We start from the raw sequence: 17,767 nt of genomic DNA on the forward strand, positions 1-17,767 counted from the left end.
GTTAAAAAGGCCGGTTACCCGGCCTTTTTTCATTTACTTGGTTATTTTTGCAGGGTGATAGTACAGGTAGATGATCTGCAAAATTTCAAGCTTAAAGCCCTTAGGTGGGCATCATCATATAATTCGGCATGTTACCTCGACTCGAATGGCTTTGATGACCCTTACACCAAATTTGACACCCTTATAGCCGTTGGCAGCAAGGCACAAATAATGGCAAGCACAGGCACGGCGTTTGATCAGTTGCAAGCCTTTCGTACAGATAATCCAGGTTGGATTTGTGGATTTTTGGGCTACGATCTGAAAAACGAAGTGGAAAAATTATCCTCACAAAACTTCGACACGCTCGACTTTCCCGACCTGTACTTTTTTGCGCCGGTACATCTGATCCTTATTAAAGGTAATAAAGCGGAGATTATTAGCGACGGTCCTCAACATGTCTTGAGCCGTATTTTGGAGCAAGAGCCGATTACGCATGATAATCAGCCATCAATACTTTTAAAAAGCAGGTTTACAAAACAGGAATATATTGATGCGGTAACCGGCATACAGGAGCATATTACCAGGGGCGATATTTATGTAACCAACTTTTGCCAGGAGTTTTATGCTGATGATGTACATATTGATCCTTTGAGCGTATTTACACAGCTTAACAGTGTCTCGCCCAATCCATTTTCCACTTTTTTTAAATGGAATAACAATTACATATTGGGAGCTTCGCCCGAACGTTTTTTAGCAAAACGAGGTAATAAACTCATATCCCAGCCCATCAAGGGCACGGCCAAAAGGCATGACGATGTAGAAGCTGATGAACTGGTTAAGCAAGAATTACGCAACCACCCCAAAGAACTACAGGAAAATGTAATGATTGTCGATCTTGTACGCAACGACCTCACCAAATCGGCAAAACAGGGAACGGTTAAAACTGAAGAGCTTTTCGGCATACATAGCTTCCGCCAGGTGCACCAAATGATATCGACCGTTGTGTGCGAGTTACAGGAGCACTTATCTCCCATACAATCCATTAAAAACAGCTTCCCCATGGGCAGCATGACCGGTGCGCCTAAAATAAGCGCCATGCAACTGATGGAGCACTATGAACGCAGCAAACGCGGCGTCTACTCCGGCGCGGTAGGGTACTTTGGCCCGGATGATGATTTTGATTTTAACGTAGTAATCAGATCATTGCTGTACAATGCTGATAACGAATACCTATCGTTCCATGCAGGCAGCGCTATCACCTATCACGCTGATGCAGAAAAGGAATATGAGGAATGTTTATTGAAAGCAAAAGCGGTACTGGAGGTTTTGGGAGGATAGTATCCGAACTTTACTATTTTACCACAATCTTATCTCCCATCCTCACCTTAATATCCGATCCAATGGCAAAAAAAGCCGAAACCGGCTCTTTATCTAAATAAGGCTTAAATACTTCGCCATATAACCCTGCCACGTCAGCATCAAAAACATGATCTTTAACCTTACCTGTTTGCCACGATACATGTTCAACCTGGTATTCCATGGTGCTTGTGGCCGAAACTTTATTGTAACCCCAATAATGCTCAAAAATAAACTCTTCGGCACTGCCCGGTTGAATATCCAGTAATTGATTGCTGGCAGTCGCACCAAGCTTATTCCATCTGCCTTTAAACTTCCACTCGTATAAAAATTGGGTATGGCCTCCGGCTTCCATTATACTGTGGCGCATGGGCATGGCATTATAATGCTCTTTGTATAAATTATTAGCAATAACTGCTATTATTGGCTTAGGTACTATTTCACTTACAAAAACGGCACCACGCTTCCACTCCATTCCGTTAAAATGCTTTACGTAAAAACGAAGGTTCACTTCCTCAAAATTCACGTGCCATGGCCATTTGATGCCGAGTACCTTTGTATCTAAGAACATAAAGCCCACCATGCTTACCAAAGCCTTACCCTGCCACAAGTCAAGTTCGGTGCCGGGTGGTAAATAGGGATCGAGGATATTCGGATCCACCTCGTAATTTATCATTACCAGGTTTTTCCACTGCGCTTTTAAGAATTGAGGATTAGGCATAATTTAAGTGATGAGTTTTAAGTTTCGAGTAGTGAGTTCATTGACATTTTGTAGCATGCAATAAATTAACTCAAAACTTACTACTCATAGCTCAAAACTATTTTTTATAATACTTCATAGCCTCGGGTATCAGGTTTTGAATATTGGCTATTCGGGTAGCATCAGAAGGGTGTGTACTCAGCAATTCGGGTGGCGAGCCGCCTTTGTTTTGAGCCGCCATACGTTGCCAAAACGCAACCGCATTGTGCGGATCGTACCCGGCCATTGCCATAAATGTCAAACCCAGGCGGTCAGCTTCCGATTCCTGGTCGCGCGAGTATTTCAACAAAACAACCTGGGTACCTACACCATAAGCCTGGCTAAAAAGGCTTTGCATTACCTGCGATTGCTTTGCCACTGCAACGCCAGCCAGCGAACCGCCGAACTGCGCCAATGTTTGCTGCGAAATACGCTCGGCAGAATGCCGGGCAATGGCGTGGCCAATTTCATGGCCCATTACAACCGCCAGGTAGGCATCGGTATTGGCCACGGGCAGTAAACCGCTATATACAGCTACTTTACCGCCAGGCATACACCAGGCGTTCACTTCGGGGCTCTGGATGAGGTTAAACTCCCATTGAAAACTGTATTGATCGCCATAGCCGTTGCTTTTCAAATAGGCTTCGATAGCAACGGCAAGGTTATTACCTATACGTTTTATGCGTTGGGCGTCGGTTCCGCTGCTAATTACTTTTGTTTTAGGATCCGATAATAGTTGACTATAACTCGCGGCTGCCGATTGGTTTACTTCGGCATCGCCAACCAAGCTTAGTTGTTTACGGCCTGTAAGCGGCACAGTTGAACAGGAGAACAGGACAACAACCAGCGTTGTTGCTAAAAATGCAGGCAGGAATTTTTTCATAATGGTCAGGCAGCTTTTTTCTTTAAAAAATTAACTTTCGATTCGGTGCCCTTTAATAAGCGTTCGATATTCTTTTGATGCGTTACCAGGATGAGCATGCAAATGCACATTCCGTATATAACAACCGATCTTATAGAGGTAGGAAAAACAAACGAGACCCCTATAGGATATGTAAAGGCCGCGGCAATGGAGCTAAGCGACACATACTTTGTAAGTAACAACACCACAACAAATACCAACACGCACAATAAAGCGGCGTGCAAATGTATAGCCAAAATCATTCCAAATAAAGTGGCAACGCCTTTGCCACCCCTAAAGCCGGCAAATATCGGGAACAAATGGCCCATAACTGCAGCTACCCCTAAAGCCAGCGCGTAGTTCATATAGCTTGCAGAATTGTAAGCCCCGGTAGTAGATACCCCAATAAAAAAAGCAAGGTTGGTAGCCGTCCACCCCTTCAAAATATCAAGCAGCATTACAGGAATACCGGCCTGTTTGCCCAGTACCCTGAAGGTATTGGTTGCGCCGGCATTGCCGCTGCCATACTCTCTTACATCGATATCATAAAACGCCAGGCCAATCCATACAGCTGTTGGGATAGACCCGCAGAGATAAGCAAGGATGAGCGCCGAAACTGAGTATACGTTGATCATTTACCTGCAATATTACAAAATTGATACCGTACTAAAACGCTAATCATAATTTAAACGCTTGCTTTAATAGCCAGATTCAGACAGCCAGGTCTTAACTCAAATGTTAAAACAAGGATGCACCATAAATTTACTTTACAGCCTTTAAACTAAGGTCGAGGCTTTTTACCGAATGCGTGAGCGCGCCAACAGAAATGTAATCAACCCCGCAATCCGCATATTCGCGTATAGTATCAATTGTTATACCACCCGATGCCTCAGTTATGAACCGGCCGTTAATAATATTAACCGCCTGCCGCAGTCCGGCAAAGCTAAAGTTGTCTAACAAGATACGGTTTATGTTGCCCGTTTGCAATACCTCGTCCAATTCTTCCAGGTTACGCACCTCAATTTCGATGGCAAGTTTTTTATGATTATCTAAAAGATACTGATTTGCACTTTCAATAGCTTGCCTTATGCCGCCGGCGTAGTCAACATGGTTATCTTTAATCAATATCATATCATACAAACCAAACCGGTGATTAACGCCGCCACCTATTTTTACGGCCCATTTTTCAAGGTAGCGCAAACCCGGCGTTGTTTTACGGGTATCTAAAACTTTTGTATTGGTGCCTTTCAGCAAATCAACTATCTCACGGGTTTTTGTAGCAATTCCCGACATTCGCTGCATACAATTCAGTACCAAACGCTCGGCAACCAGGATGCTGCGGGCGCTGCCTTCTACCTCAAACGCCACATCTTTGTACTTAACAACAGCGCCATCCTGCAAAAAAATGGTTGTTTTAAGGTTGGGGTCAACCACTTTAAATACCTCAATAGCCAATTCAACACCGGCCAAAATGCCTTCGTCTTTTACCAAAAGTTGTGCCTTGCCTGTTGTTTCGGCGGGAATGGTTGATAACGAGGTATGATCACCATCGCCAACATCCTCTTGTAAAGCATTAATTATAAACTGGTCAACAAGTTCTTTATCCAAGATAATTACTTTTTTAAGCCCCAAAAGTAATTCTTTATTTGAAAATTCGAGGATAAAGCAATTTGAAAATTTGAGGATTTGAGAATTTGAAAATGTGGAAGAGTTGCCGAACCTGGGTTCAGTAAATTGGCTTGTAATTGCATTTTGTTATAAATTGTTTTGAACGCCGAATTGAATTGGTGGATTTTAAATTTGCTTTTATCATTTTCAAATCCTCAAATTTTCAAATCCTCAAATTCAAAAGGCTACTTCACCTTCTCGTCCTCAATCCCCAATTCGATGATGCGCATGGTACCGCCTACATCTTTTAGGGTAAAAGCGATGCGGTATTCCTGTTTGTCGGCTGTAGTTAAAATATATACACCAAGCTGAATGCTTGCACTGGAGTTTACTTTGTGAAGCAGCTTTATTGTTTGTGGCTTATGTTTAGTAAAAAAATCGCTTAGTACAGATGTGGCCTGGGTTTGCGAATATGATTGCTCTTCGGCCATTACAGTCATCTCTACGGTTGGTGCAAACAGCTTACCCATTTCTTTAATGTTACCCTGTTTTATCAAATTAGCCACATTATCCATGGCATCGGCCGCTACCACGCCAGGCATCAGCAACAAAAGTATAAACGACGACAGGTAAAGTAACTTCATATCATAAATACGTGAAAAAACGGTTTAAAGTTACACTTGGCAAAAAAGAGGAGCATTTTTTTGCGCAGTGTTCAGATATAACTGTTTTTGAACTCAATTATTATCTTAACAATCAGCACGGTGTAAGTATAAATCTAAATTCAAAATTTATAGCCATAAGTACATTGTTGCATTTATATTTGCAATGTGGAAAATAAAAAAAAACTCGCATTAATTATCCTCGATGGCTGGGGTTACGGCCGTAACGATCAATCGAACGCTATACTTGCCGCCAACACACCTTTTGTTGACATGATGCTGCAAACTTACCCAAATTCCAAACTGGAAGCATCCGGCATGGCAGTTGGTTTGCCCGCCGGACAAATGGGTAACTCCGAAGTTGGGCATATGAACCTTGGCGCAGGCCGTGTGGTTTACCAGGAACTGGGCCGCATTCATAAAGCTGTTGATGATAACGAATTACCTACCATTCCGGTTTTAAAAGATGCTTTTGAATATGCTAAACTAAACAACAAGGATGTTCACTTCATCGGTTTAGTATCTGATGGCGGTGTTCACTCACACATCAGGCATGTAAAGGGCCTTTGCGATGCGGCAAAACAGGTGGATGTAAACAATGTATTTATTCATGCCTTTTTAGACGGACGCGATACCGACCCCAAATCGGGCTTAGGTTTCATTACCGAACTGGAACAACATATAGCAGGCACATCTGCACAAATAGCAACTGCCATTGGCCGTTACTATGCTATGGACCGCGATAACCGCTGGGAACGCGTTAAACTGGCTTATGACCTGATGGTCAACGGCGAAGGTGAAGCTACGCAGCATATCACCGACCTGATCAAAAAATCGTACGAAGATGGTGTTACCGACGAATTTATTAAACCAATAGTAAGGGTTGATGCCGACGGCAAGCCTTTGGCAGTTATAAAAGATGGCGATGTTGTTATATGCTTTAACTTCCGTACAGACAGGGGCCGCGAGATCAGCCTGGCGTTAACCCAAAAGTCGTTCCCGGAATACAACCTGCACCCGTTAAACATCCGTTACATCACCATGGTACCCTATGATGAAACGTTTAAAAATGTACAGGTAGTTTTCAATAAAGAAGACCTGACCAAAACATTGGGCGAAATTTTGCAGAATGCAGGCAAAACGCAGATCCGTATTGCCGAGACCGAAAAATACCCACACGTAACCTTCTTCTTCTCGGGCGGACGCGAGCGTGAGTTTGATAACGAAAAACGTTTGCTGGTGCCATCGCCTAAAGTGGCCACTTATGATTTGCAGCCAGAGATGAGCGCGGCAGGCATTCGCGATGCTATTATTCCTGAACTGGAAAGCGGCTGGCCAGATTTTGTTTGCTTAAACTTTGCCAATACCGATATGGTTGGCCACACTGGTGTTTTTAGCGCCGTTGTTAAAGCTGCCGAGACAGCAGATGCCTGTACAAAAGCGGTTGTTGAGGCTGGTTTAGCCAATGGCTATAGCTTTATCATCATTGCCGATCACGGTAATGCCGACTATATGATTAATGATGATGGTACGCCAAACACTGCCCATACCACCAACCTGGTGCCTTGTATCATAATAGACAAAGATGTAACCCGTGTAAGCGATGGCAAACTGGGCGACATTGCACCTACCATTTTAAAAATACTGGGGGTTGATATCCCCGCGGAAATGACCGGTAATGTATTGGTATAAACTGAAACTAACATATAATGCCACCCTATTGGGTGGCATTTTGCTTTTATTGGGTTTGCAAGCCTGCAGGCCCGATAAAACGCAATCAAACGGCACCCTGAAATATTTTGATATAGCCGGGTATTTTAAAGCCGATACGGCCAGGCTAACCAAACTAAATCCGCAGGTTGACAAGACAGTTACCCACAACGGGATAACAGAAAACAAAACCGTACAAATTGCCAACTGGGGGCAGGAATTTAACCTCTTTATCCTTTCAGACATTAACCGCCCGGCCTGGAAAAACAGCTACAGTGTTTTAGCCACCGACTCACTGATCATTTACCGGGCCAAAACACCTGATTTGCGTACAACCGAGGTGATGATTAAAAAAAACGGCGACAAAGTAAAATGGATTGTAATATTTAACCACACCAAAAACGCACTTTACGAAACCCGCGAAAAATTAAGCTACTTCCCCGATTCGGTTTACCAGATAGAAAAATCGCAGCAGGTGAGGCTGATGGGAAAGAATTTATATAGAATAAAGGGAGTTTTAAAGAAGTAGGCTTTTATTACAAGCTTTCTATTTCTTCAATTGACAGCCCGGTACCCCTGGCAATATTTTCAGTGCTCATTCCAATTTCTTTACATGCACGGGCAATTTCCAATACTTTTTTACGCTCACCTTGCTCAATGCCGATTTTGATCCCCCTCTCCATCCCCTCTTTCATAGCATAGTCACGCACATTCTTATTATCCCATTTATATTTTAAGCTACTATCGTACATGCAGTTATAACTCGTTTATTTCTACTATTGACAAACCGGTACCCTTGGCGATCTCTTCCGCGCTTAATCCCATCTTTTTAAACTCACGGGCAATTTCCAATGCTTTTTTATGCTCACCCTTTTCCATACCTTCTTTCATAGCATAGTCAAGCACGTTCTTATTATCCCATTTCTATTTTAAGCTGCTATCGTACATAGCTATAACTTCTCTATGTCTGTTATAGACAAGCCTGTACTTTTGGCAATATGTTCAGGATTTATTCCTATTTTTTTTAGTTCACGGGCAACTTCCAATGCTTTTTTATGCTCGCCTTTCTCAATCCCTTTTTCCATACCTATTTCCATGCCCTTTTCCATACCCTCTTTCTTAGCATAGTCAAGCACGTTCTTATTATCCCATTTGTATTTTAAGCTGCTATCGTACATGTTTTTTTCCTCCTTTGTCAGGTTAGTATATTCGGCAATGTTAAATAGTTTTTCAAATACCGGCTTTCGCAGGTAAACCGGAATCTTATCCATCTGGCTCATGTTTTTTAATACATACAACCACCTGTCTAAATCGGTTTCCAATTGGGTACCGTCTTTAACAAAATTACGTAATACCCTTGCCTGCCCCTTTGCACCTCAATTATAAAGCGCTCATTATTTTCGCCGGTGCAAAGCAGATCAAATATAGCACCGCCCTCATCACGTAAATCGCCGGGATGCTCATTTTTATTGTAGATCAGATCGACGATGTGCTTGCGGCCTCTGAAAACCTCGTTTAAAAAAGCAATCAGCAAATCCTTATTAGGCTCACTGCCAAAAATCTTTTTAAAAGCAAAATCAACTAAAGGATCGATGTATTTACCGGTAACAGGCAGGTTATTGTCTGGCATAGCCAAATATAAAGCTTATACGCCAAATTTTAATGCTTGGTAGCCGCGGTTAAGCTTGCCTGGGTCAGTTTTTCTTTTGACTGATCGATGAGTGCAGCGATATCATTCCGGCCGGGGTTGGCATTCAATATCTTTTCCAGATCGGCAACAGAAGCTTTTAATGAATTGATACCGCGGCTTCTGTCATAAAAGCGGGAATTTGTTTGAAGCTTGAACATGCCATAATCGCGGTAAGCTATACCCCTGTTTTGGTAGTATTTACTATCGCCCGGATCATCGTTGATAGATATGGCTTTGGTAAGGTCGACAATTGCGCCTAATAAATATAGCTCTTTATCGGCATCCTTTGTTTGGTTGTCTTTCCCCAAATAGCTTTTTGCGCGGGCCCTGTAATAGTAAGCGGTAGCATCAGCCGGTTTTATGGCAATTACGCGGGTATAGGCCGCTATTGATTTTTTGTAGTTATCGCTATGATAATAAGAATAGCCCAACATCCACAGGGCATTGGCATTGGTAGAATCGGTAATGCAGGCTTTTTCGAGGTGTGCCACCGCCGATCTGAAATCGCCGTCCATAACAGCCTGTTGCCCCATTTTTACATAAGCACTCTGCGCCAATGTAGTTTCAATGGTTGACAGTAGCAGGAATGGTAAAATAACTGAAAGCCTCATCAACGGATTAATGGTGAACAAATTGTATATCATTAACTAACATTACATCGAATTATTATGCCAAAATTAATTTTATTAAAAATAATTTCATCGGGCAATTCAATCGGGAAAGCGATACTATGACTTTTTTTCATCTTTAACAACAAAATCCTGTTTATTTAAAAAATTGGTGTTAAATTTACAATTACCACATAATCAAAATATTACAGCACCAAATCAATTGTTATTTGTTATTAACATAACTTGGCACAGCTCTTGAAACATAATGCAGCACAGGTTTTAACCATCAATTACCTGTATATTACAAGCCCTGCAATTTTATGGGCTGACAACATGACGTTATTTTCTACACAAAAAATATATTAATGAGTTTCGATCCATTCGATTTTAAAAACGCTTTACCGGTTATAAACGAAGACTCGGAGTTTTTTCCTTTAATGTCTACCGAAGACGAGGAGGAAATGAACAACGAGCAATTGCCTGATATACTGGCTATTTTGCCGCTGCGCAATACTGTGCTGTTCCCCGGGGTTGTAATCCCGATAACCGTTGGCCGCGACAAATCAATCAAACTTATTCGTGATGCCAATAAAGGCAACCGGATGATTGGGGTGGTTGCGCAACAGGATGTGGGTATTGAAGACCCCAATTTTAGCCAGCTGAACAAAGTAGGTACCATTGCACTCATCATCAAAATGCTGCAAATGCCCGATGGTAACACCACCGTTATTCTGCAGGGTAAAAAACGTTTTGTTTTAAAAGATGAGGTTCAGTCCGAACCTTATATTAAAGCAACTGTTGAGCCTTTTCACGAAACCAAAATAAAAGAGGATAAAGAGTTTAAAGCCATGGTATCGTCTATAAAAGACATGGCCATGAATATTATCCAGCTATCGCCAAATATCCCCAGTGAAGCGGGCATAGCCATCCGCAATATTGAAAGCACTTCATTTTTGATCAACTTTATATCATCAAACATGAATGCCGATATGGCGGCCAAGCAACGCCTGCTGGAAGTTGCCAGTTTGCGCGAAAGGATTAACCTGGTACTGGAACACCTTACACTTGATTTACAGATGCTGGAGTTAAAAAACCAGATTCAAAGCAAGGTGCGTGTTGATTTGGATAAGCAGCAACGCGATTATTTTTTAAATCAACAGCTTAAAACCATACAAGAAGAGTTGGGTGGTAACTCACCCGATTTAGAGATAGACAGTTTACGCCAGCGTGCCGTTAAAAAGAAATGGGCCAAAGAGGTTAAAGACCATTTTGCCAAAGAGCTGGAGAAACTGGCCCGCACTAACCCTGCCGCGGCAGATTACTCGGTACAAATAAATTACCTGGAGTTATTGCTTGATTTGCCATGGAACGAGTTTACAAAAGATAACTTCGACCTGAAACGCGCCCAAAAGGTTTTGGATAAAGATCATTTTGGATTGGATAAGGTTAAACAGCGCATTATTGAATACCTGGCCGTACTTAAGTTAAAGCGCGATATGAAAGCGCCGATCCTTTGCCTGGTTGGCCCTCCCGGAGTTGGTAAAACCTCGTTGGGTAAATCTATAGCCAAGGCTTTGGGCCGCAAATATGTGCGCATGGCTTTGGGTGGTATCCGCGACGAAGCAGAGATTCGTGGCCACCGTAAAACTTATATTGGCGCAATGCCGGGCCGCATTATCCAATCGGTTAAAAAAGCAGGCGCAGCAAATCCTGTTTTTATATTAGACGAGATTGATAAAGTAGGAAACGACTACCGCGGAGACCCCTCATCTGCCTTATTGGAAGTACTTGACCCCGAACAGAACAGCACTTTTTATGATCATTATGTTGAGATGGATTTCGACCTGTCTAACGTAATGTTCATCGCGACAGCAAACTCATTAAGCAGTATCCAGCCTGCGTTATTAGACAGGATGGAGATTATTGAGGTAAACGGCTATACCATCGAAGAAAAAATAGAAATTGCCAAACAACATCTTGTACCTAAACAACGCGAGGCGCATGGCTTAAAATTAAAAGACATTGCCCTTAAAAACGATGTCCTTGAAAAAATCATTGTTGATTATACCCGTGAATCGGGCGTACGTGCGCTGGAGAAAAAGATAGGTTCGGTAGTGCGAGGTATTGCCAAAAACATTGCACTGGAAGAGCCCTATAATCCGGCAGTAAATAAAAAAGACATCGAAAAAATATTAGGCGCACCTATATTTGATAAAGACCTTTACGAAGGCAACGATGTAGCCGGCGTTGTAACAGGCCTGGCCTGGACATCCGTAGGCGGCGACATTTTGTTCATTGAAGCAAGCTTAAGCCCTGGCAAGGGCCGTTTAACACTTACCGGCAGCCTGGGCGACGTGATGAAAGAATCGGTAACTATTGCCCTGGCATATTTAAGGGCGCATGCAGGTTACTTTGACATCAACCCGAAACTTTTTGACCTTTGGGATGTGCATGTACACGTGCCGGCAGGCGCTACACCGAAGGATGGCCCATCAGCAGGTATCACCATGCTTACAGCACTGGTTTCGGCATTTACGCAACGCAAAGTAAAACCCAACCTGGCCATGACAGGCGAGATAACCTTACGCGGCCGCGTTTTGGCCGTTGGGGGCATCAGGGAGAAAATACTTGCGGCAAAGCGCGCCAATATTAAAGAGATCATCCTGTGCAAATCAAACCAGAAAGATATCCTGGAAATTAAAGAGGATTATATAAAAGATTTGAATTTTCATTATGTGACCGATATGCGCGACGTGATTAAGCTTGCGCTACTGGAAGAAAAAGTAACCGAGCCGCTTGACCTTACGGTTAAGGAAGAAAGTAAACCGGTTTTAAATTAAACAACAAGTTAACAAAAAAGGTGTCTTACGAGGCGCCTTTTTTGCTTATACGGTATGTGTTGCTTTTTTTAGCAATTAAAAAAACATGAGCAAACGCCTGTTTTAATTGCAATTTATTTAGCTCATTATCAAACCAACACCGTTGCTTAAACCAGCAAAGCATCCTTTTTGAAACCTTTTATTAACTGTTAGCGTAATAGAACATGAATTGTATATTAATTCTACTTACCTAAAGAATGAAGAAATTTTTTACTCTTAACGGAATTATTCTGACTCTGCTCCTCTTGTCCGGTCTTGGCGCAACAGCACAAATTGTTGAGCCCAATATGACGGACACTGTTAAAAAATCACATCCAACAGGCACCAAAAAGATTATTATAGATACTACCAAGGTTGATTCAACCAGTTCTGAACCGGAAGGCGACCGTGCCCAAACTGCTTTTTTTGAGGTAGGCGGCCCCGGCCTTGCATTAACTTTAAATTACGATATGCGCTTTGGCCATAAGCGTACAGGCCTGGGTTTTAGGGCTGGTGCGGGTTATTTTGCTACCGATGGCAATGATGTATTTTCGGTACCGATACAAATCAATTACCTGTTTGGAAAAGGAAACAGTTTGATTGAACTTGGCGGCGGTACTACCTTTTTAAACTCGCACGGCAACAGCAACGGCAAAACTTTCATTTTCGACAGGGTTACCGGCTTTATTGGCACTGCAACAATAGGCTACCGTTACCAACCTCAGGAACGGGGCATCAACCTGCGAATAGGATTTGTACCGATATTTTATGACGAAGGCATTATTGCTGCCGGTGGCATTAGTGTGGGCTACACGTTTAAATAAGTTTTCTCGGAAAGTTGTATAAAAATGTCATCCTGATTACTCAAGATCTCGCAGGACGGCATCTCACATGCTGCCCGCCTCGCATATAGCAAATCTGCAAGTAGGAGGCCGAAACAAGTCATTCATGATAGATCCTATTTTCCTGTCATCCTGAGGAACGAAGGATCTATAGGCTGTGCATGACCGACAGAAAAGTTCGCGAATAGATCCTTCGTACCTCAGGATGACAGGCTTTTATTTTTGAATATCAACCCGTTCAGAAGCCGCGAATTTCACTACTGAGCATGACAAATCTGGGAGGAATGCCATTATCCAAACCTGTAAGGAATGCAGACAATAGTTATTTACCTCGCCATCCTGCTAACAATCTCTTCCGCAGTTAATTTCTCCTGCACGCCGCTGGTCATATCTTTAAAAGTTAATAAACCGCTTTGCATTTCATCGCCACCGATAACTACAGTGTAGGGGATATTTTTATTATTGGCGTAGTCTAACTGTTTTTTGATTTTGGCACCGGCGGGGTACAACTCCGTATTAACATTTTGGCGGCGCAATTGCTGTAATAATGGCAATGCGTAGGTTTCGCCCTCCTTATCAAAGTTACATATCAGCACCCGGGTGCTTTGGTTAGCCGCGGTTGGGAAAAGGTTTAGTTCTTCCAAAACGTCATAAATCCTATCGGCACCAAAGGAGATACCTACGCCTGTGAGACCTTTTAGGCCGAACATACCGGTAAGGTCATCATAACGTCCACCGCCGCCTATGCTGCCCATGGTTGCCTCGTTTGTTTTCACCTCAAATATGGCGCCTGTATAATAATTTAAACCACGGGCAAGGGTTATATCCAGTTCGAGCGTTGCGGTTTGCAGCGGGCAGCTTTCAATGTATTTAAAAACGGTTTCTATCTCGTCGCAGCCTTTAAGGCCGATCTGTGATTGGGCCAATGCTTCGCGCAGGCTTTGCAGTTTTTGGGTATTGGTGCCTTGCAGTAAAATAACCGGTTTTATTTTTTCGATGTCGGCTTCGGTAAAGCCGCGTTCAATCAGTTCTTTGGTAACGCCATCCAGCCCTATTTTGTCCAGCTTGTCGATGGCGACAGTTAGGTCGATAATGTTATCTGCCTTATCTATGATCTGGGCTATGCCGGTGAGGATTTTGCGGTTATTGATTTTGATGGTAAAATCTTTCAGTCCTAATTTGCTTAAGGCTTCATCGTAAATCAGTATAAACTCTGCCTCGTTGAGCAAAGAATCCGAGCCTACCACATCGGCATCACACTGGTAAAATTCGCGGTAGCGGCCACGTTGCGGCCTGTCGGCACGCCAAACGGGTTGAACCTGGAAGCGTTTGAATGGGAAAGTGATCTCGTTCTGGTGCATTACCACGTAACGGGCAAAGGGAACGGTAAGGTCGTAGCGCAGGGCTTTTTCGGAAATCTCCGTAGTCAAATTTGTTGGGGTCACTAATTCAATTATTCGTTGTTTAGCCCTTTCAGTATCAAAATTAGAAATACCAGAAAGATCATTCAATGATACCACACCATCATTTCTCTCAGTCTTTTCTTCTTTTTGTTGAATATTGTTCAGCAAATCCAAAATCTCGATGATTCTTTTTCTTGTTGAAACAGTGTAATCCCCGGAATCGATTACTTTAAAGATCAGCTTATCCCCCTCATCTCCATATTTACCAGTCAGGGTTGATAGATTTTCCATGGTCGGTGTTTCTATCTGCTGATAGCCGTATTTACGAAAAACGCTTTTAATAGTATCGAAAATATAGTTACGCTTCACCATTTCAACAGGTGAAAAATCGCGGGTGCCTTTAGGTACGGATGGTTTGATGGATGCCATGCGGCAAATGTACAAAAAAGCAAATTATACGTTTTGCAAAATTGGGTGCGGGCATGTGGTTACAGGCTGGCCACAAAAACGCAAAAAATATTCCTTTGAATGCCATTGAAATCTAAACTGTTGGCAATACCTTTTGAATGAGTTTAACCAGGGAAAACAACAGATTTTGTGTTAACCATGCAAAAATATAAATAATTGATTATCAAATATTTATAACATAATATTCCCAAAATGTGTTAAGTTATGTTAACCCAGTTTGAATATATTGATACTAAGCTGGGCACCGCGATTGAAGATGCCAGATCGTCAACCCTTAAACCTCTGCAATACCTAATCGAATATTCAGACAAACGGTCCCGCACCCTTTATATGACACTCTTTTTACCATGCACAATGCCAATCAACGCCCATTTACCATATTTTTGAAGCCCATGAACATTATCACACAAACGCCCCGCCTGCTCATCCGTGAATTTACTGCCGCCGACGAAGCCCTGTCCCTTGTTATGGATGAGGACGAACGCCTTACCCAATATGTAAAGAAGCGCACTCCGGCCGAAAGCAAGCAGGTGTTTAAGGATACCCTAAAGGACTACAAAAACAAAACCGGCCTGGGCCGCTGGGGAATTTTTAACGTGGCCGATAATGATTTCATTGGCGTATGCATGCTAAAACCAAGCGAATCGGACAGTGATAAAATTGAACTGGGCTACCGCCTGCATTTCAAATATTGGGGACAAGGCATCGCCACCGAACTTTCAAAGGCTTTAATTAACTACGGTTTCAATAAAGTTGGCTTAACAGAAATTTATGCTGTTACCCATCCACATAACGCTGCTTCGCAAAAGGTTTTGTTAAAAGCCGGCCTGCAGCGCTTTGGCGAAGCTTTTTGGTATGGAGAGGATTTGCCGTTTTTTAGGGTGAGAAAGTCCCTCCTAAATCCTCCCCGGTAGGGAGGACTTAAAAAAACTTGCAAGTCAAAAGTCTCCCCTTCCGGGGGAGATTTAGAGGGGGCTTGTCAACTCCCTGATAATATCCTTACACCCGCCTTCTATCAGCTCAAACACAGGTTCAAACTGGGTATCGTCGTGGTAGGGGTCGGGTACTATTTTATCGCCTAACAGGAGTTTTACTTTTTGCGCATGTTCGTCGTTGCGGGCCATGTTCAGGATATCGCTCAGGTTGTACTTATCCATCACAAAAATATGGTCAAACTCGTCGAAATCGCTCTTTCTGAACAGGCGGCAAATTTGCCCGCTGATATCAATGCCATGGTTTCGGGCCGCGCGTACCGAGCGCCTGTCGGGCCCCTCGCCTACGTGCCAGTTGCCGGTGCCTGCCGAATCTACCTGCCAGCCCAGCCCCTGCTCATCGCTCAGGTGCTGCATTATCCCCTCGGCCAGCGGCGAACGGCAGATGTTGCCGAGGCATACCATTAGTATTTTCATTTCTTTTTGAGGTAAAAGGGTAAAGGCGAAAGGTAAAAGGCGAAAGAGTTTTTGGATCAGCAATCCTAACCTTTTGCCTTTAACCTTTTACCTTTCGCCTAAAAATTAACCAAAAATCTGATTCAGCACTCCTGCCAAACGGATGCCTGCTTTCAGCAGTTGTTGGTTCAGTGTGGCTATGTGGTTAAAATTGTATTTGTAAGTAAGGTTATCGCCCGGTTTAATGTCGGCATAAAACTTTTCGGCCAGTTGGTTGCTTTCAAACAGCCATTGGCTTATTGGGGCTTTTTGCAGGGCGGCGCGCTGGGCGGCGGTGCTGTGGTTTATCCAGGCGGCATATTCGGTATAGCTTAATTGCTGGTTATCTATCAGCTGGCTATCCCAAACCGAGTGCAGGTTGCTATCCTTGCCAAACCATTGTACTTTAAAGTCGTTACCGCCTTTATCGCTGGTGTGGCCGGTATGGAAGGGCTGGTGCACATCCTCAACAATGTGGATCAGCATGCGCAGGTAAAGCAGCTTGTTGGCTTTGGTTGTGCTTCTATTTTTGAGGCCCGCTATCAAAAAGTTCATTTTGGTATAGGCGTCTGTAGCTGTGTCGGCCTTTAAATAGGTTTGCAATTCGGGGTAGGTATAAGCCTTATCCAGGTCGATAAAATGCCAGTTATACAGGTAGCCGTAAGCAGGATCGGATTTAATAAAATCGGCCCAGTTGCTGGTAATCGCTATCGATTCGTCGCCTAAAATGGCCTGTATGGCTTTGCGTGCCTTGGGCGTTAAATAACTATCGGCTATTTGTCCGCAAATACGATGGCCGTTGGTACCCCATGCCATGCTTTGCACCGGGATGTAGCATATGGCTACAAAAAAAACGATTTTTTTAAAGATTGATGTTTTCATTATAATGGTTTTGGGATGCAGCTTGTTCGTTTAACCAATCGGGCATTAATGGGTATTACATTTGATGTACTTATGAACTGAATTAACGAATCGTTAGTTTGCTTTACTTTAAAAAACTCCTCGTAATCGCCCCAGCGGAAACAGGTTTTCTCGTCTTTATAACTCAGGTTGGCGTTGCAAAATTCGCCTTTCAGGTGCAGGGTATCCTGCTTTTGCGAGTAGGTGCCGCGAATGTACTCGTCCCAATGGCCCTTATTCATGCAGGTATCGGCACCGTAGTTTACTTTGCTTACGGTACTTATCTTCATCACAAACGAATCGCAGCTAAATTTAATGTCGTATAGCGAATAGGTAACTAAACGCTTCTCTGCCGGAACCGAATCCTGCTTCCACTCGCCCTGCAAATAAGTTAATCCCGGCTTTTGCATATTGGGGTTCATGCTGCAGGCGCTGAGGTAAAAGGCGAAAGGTAAAAGGTAAAAGGCCCTGTTTAGGCAAAAGGCTTTGCTGAGGTAAAAGGTGAAAGGCGAAAGGTGAAAGGCTTTTTTGCTGAAAGCCGAAGGCTGAAAGCGAAAAGCCTTTTTTTGTGTCGGGGCTGAAAGAAAATCGTTCAGGGGTTTTAGCATAAACT

18 protein-coding genes and 1 pseudogene are annotated in these 17,767 nt (G+C 43.1%); 6 read left to right on the forward strand and 13 right to left on the reverse strand.

The window, feature by feature from the left end:
• Positions 1–54: 54 nt before the first annotated feature.
• A complete protein-coding gene (locus AC1RM2_RS07390; protein WP_492984345.1) occupies positions 55–1,317 on the forward strand; it encodes an anthranilate synthase component I family protein in 1,263 nt (420 codons plus the stop codon).
• Between the two features lie 13 nt (positions 1,318–1,330).
• Here AC1RM2_RS07390 and AC1RM2_RS07395 read toward each other — a convergent pair whose 3' ends face one another.
• The 5 genes from AC1RM2_RS07395 to AC1RM2_RS07415 form a co-directional block, all read right to left on the reverse strand.
• Positions 1,331–2,056, reverse strand: a complete 726-nt coding sequence (locus AC1RM2_RS07395; protein WP_492984346.1) for a YqjF family protein — start codon at positions 2,054–2,056, stop codon at positions 1,331–1,333.
• Between the two features lie 97 nt (positions 2,057–2,153).
• Positions 2,154–2,957 (reverse strand): M48 family metallopeptidase, encoded by an 804-nt coding sequence (locus AC1RM2_RS07400; RefSeq protein ID WP_492984347.1) that lies wholly within the window; start codon positions 2,955–2,957, stop codon positions 2,154–2,156.
• A 5-nt stretch (positions 2,958–2,962) separates the two neighbouring features.
• Positions 2,963–3,610: a glycerol-3-phosphate 1-O-acyltransferase PlsY gene (gene plsY, locus AC1RM2_RS07405; RefSeq protein ID WP_477359295.1), complete on the reverse strand. Its 648-nt coding sequence runs from the start codon at positions 3,608–3,610 to the stop codon at positions 2,963–2,965.
• Positions 3,611–3,737: 127 nt separating this feature from the next.
• Entirely contained in the window at positions 3,738–4,583 is an 846-nt protein-coding gene (gene nadC / locus AC1RM2_RS07410; RefSeq protein ID WP_492984348.1) for a carboxylating nicotinate-nucleotide diphosphorylase, read from the reverse strand.
• 245 nt (positions 4,584–4,828) lie between these two features.
• Positions 4,829–5,227: a DUF4783 domain-containing protein gene (locus AC1RM2_RS07415; protein WP_492984349.1), complete on the reverse strand. Its 399-nt coding sequence runs from the start codon at positions 5,225–5,227 to the stop codon at positions 4,829–4,831.
• Between the two features lie 186 nt (positions 5,228–5,413).
• On the opposite strand from AC1RM2_RS07415, the gene gpmI reads away from it, so the two are divergent.
• Positions 5,414–6,937, forward strand: coding sequence for a 2,3-bisphosphoglycerate-independent phosphoglycerate mutase (gpmI, locus tag AC1RM2_RS07420; protein WP_492984350.1), 1,524 nt, complete (start codon positions 5,414–5,416; stop codon positions 6,935–6,937).
• Complete coding sequence (locus tag AC1RM2_RS07425) at positions 6,924–7,484, forward strand: hypothetical protein (RefSeq protein WP_492984351.1); 561 nt, start codon at positions 6,924–6,926, stop codon at positions 7,482–7,484. The genes gpmI and AC1RM2_RS07425 overlap by 14 nt, the downstream gene beginning before the upstream one ends.
• A gap of 7 nt (positions 7,485–7,491) precedes the next feature.
• Here AC1RM2_RS07425 and AC1RM2_RS07430 read toward each other — a convergent pair whose 3' ends face one another.
• The 4 genes and pseudogenes from AC1RM2_RS07430 to AC1RM2_RS07445 form a co-directional block, all read right to left on the reverse strand.
• Positions 7,492–7,707: a hypothetical protein gene (locus tag AC1RM2_RS07430; RefSeq protein WP_492984352.1), complete on the reverse strand. Its 216-nt coding sequence runs from the start codon at positions 7,705–7,707 to the stop codon at positions 7,492–7,494.
• A gap of 4 nt (positions 7,708–7,711) precedes the next feature.
• Positions 7,712–7,846 (reverse strand): hypothetical protein, encoded by a 135-nt coding sequence (locus tag AC1RM2_RS07435; RefSeq protein WP_492984353.1) that lies wholly within the window; start codon positions 7,844–7,846, stop codon positions 7,712–7,714.
• Between the two features lie 59 nt (positions 7,847–7,905).
• Positions 7,906–8,585: pseudogene (locus AC1RM2_RS07440) on the reverse strand (PD-(D/E)XK nuclease family transposase).
• Between the two features lie 29 nt (positions 8,586–8,614).
• Complete coding sequence (locus AC1RM2_RS07445) at positions 8,615–9,256, reverse strand: tetratricopeptide repeat protein (protein WP_477359274.1); 642 nt, start codon at positions 9,254–9,256, stop codon at positions 8,615–8,617.
• A 365-nt stretch (positions 9,257–9,621) separates the two neighbouring features.
• On the opposite strand from AC1RM2_RS07445, the gene lon reads away from it, so the two are divergent.
• Together lon and AC1RM2_RS07455 are read left to right on the forward strand one after the other, a co-directional pair.
• On the forward strand, positions 9,622–12,096 hold the full coding sequence (gene lon, locus AC1RM2_RS07450) for an endopeptidase La (RefSeq protein ID WP_492984354.1): 2,475 nt from the start codon (positions 9,622–9,624) through the stop codon (positions 12,094–12,096).
• Positions 12,097–12,332: 236 nt separating this feature from the next.
• Positions 12,333–12,938: a hypothetical protein gene (locus tag AC1RM2_RS07455; protein WP_492984355.1), complete on the forward strand. Its 606-nt coding sequence runs from the start codon at positions 12,333–12,335 to the stop codon at positions 12,936–12,938.
• Between the two features lie 344 nt (positions 12,939–13,282).
• On the opposite strand, the gene hisS is transcribed toward AC1RM2_RS07455, so the two are convergent.
• Entirely contained in the window at positions 13,283–14,788 is a 1,506-nt protein-coding gene (hisS, locus tag AC1RM2_RS07460) for a histidine--tRNA ligase (protein WP_492984356.1), read from the reverse strand.
• Positions 14,789–15,219: 431 nt separating this feature from the next.
• Here hisS and AC1RM2_RS07465 point away from each other — a divergent pair, with 431 nt between their 5' ends.
• A complete protein-coding gene (locus AC1RM2_RS07465) occupies positions 15,220–15,741 on the forward strand; it encodes a GNAT family N-acetyltransferase (protein ID WP_492984357.1) in 522 nt (173 codons plus the stop codon).
• A 51-nt stretch (positions 15,742–15,792) separates the two neighbouring features.
• On the opposite strand, the gene AC1RM2_RS07470 is transcribed toward AC1RM2_RS07465, so the two are convergent.
• From AC1RM2_RS07470 to AC1RM2_RS07480, 3 genes are all read right to left on the reverse strand, one after another.
• Entirely contained in the window at positions 15,793–16,236 is a 444-nt protein-coding gene (locus AC1RM2_RS07470; protein ID WP_492984358.1) for a low molecular weight protein-tyrosine-phosphatase, read from the reverse strand.
• A gap of 105 nt (positions 16,237–16,341) precedes the next feature.
• Positions 16,342–17,136, reverse strand: coding sequence for a S1/P1 nuclease (locus tag AC1RM2_RS07475; protein ID WP_492984359.1), 795 nt, complete (start codon positions 17,134–17,136; stop codon positions 16,342–16,344).
• Positions 17,136–17,576, reverse strand: a complete 441-nt coding sequence (locus tag AC1RM2_RS07480; protein ID WP_477448012.1) for a fumarate hydratase — start codon at positions 17,574–17,576, stop codon at positions 17,136–17,138. The genes AC1RM2_RS07475 and AC1RM2_RS07480 overlap by 1 nt, the downstream gene beginning before the upstream one ends.
• Positions 17,577–17,767: the final 191 nt, after the last annotated feature.

The sequence above is a fragment of the Mucilaginibacter sp. GW822-FHT03E02 genome, from assembly GCF_058801545.1.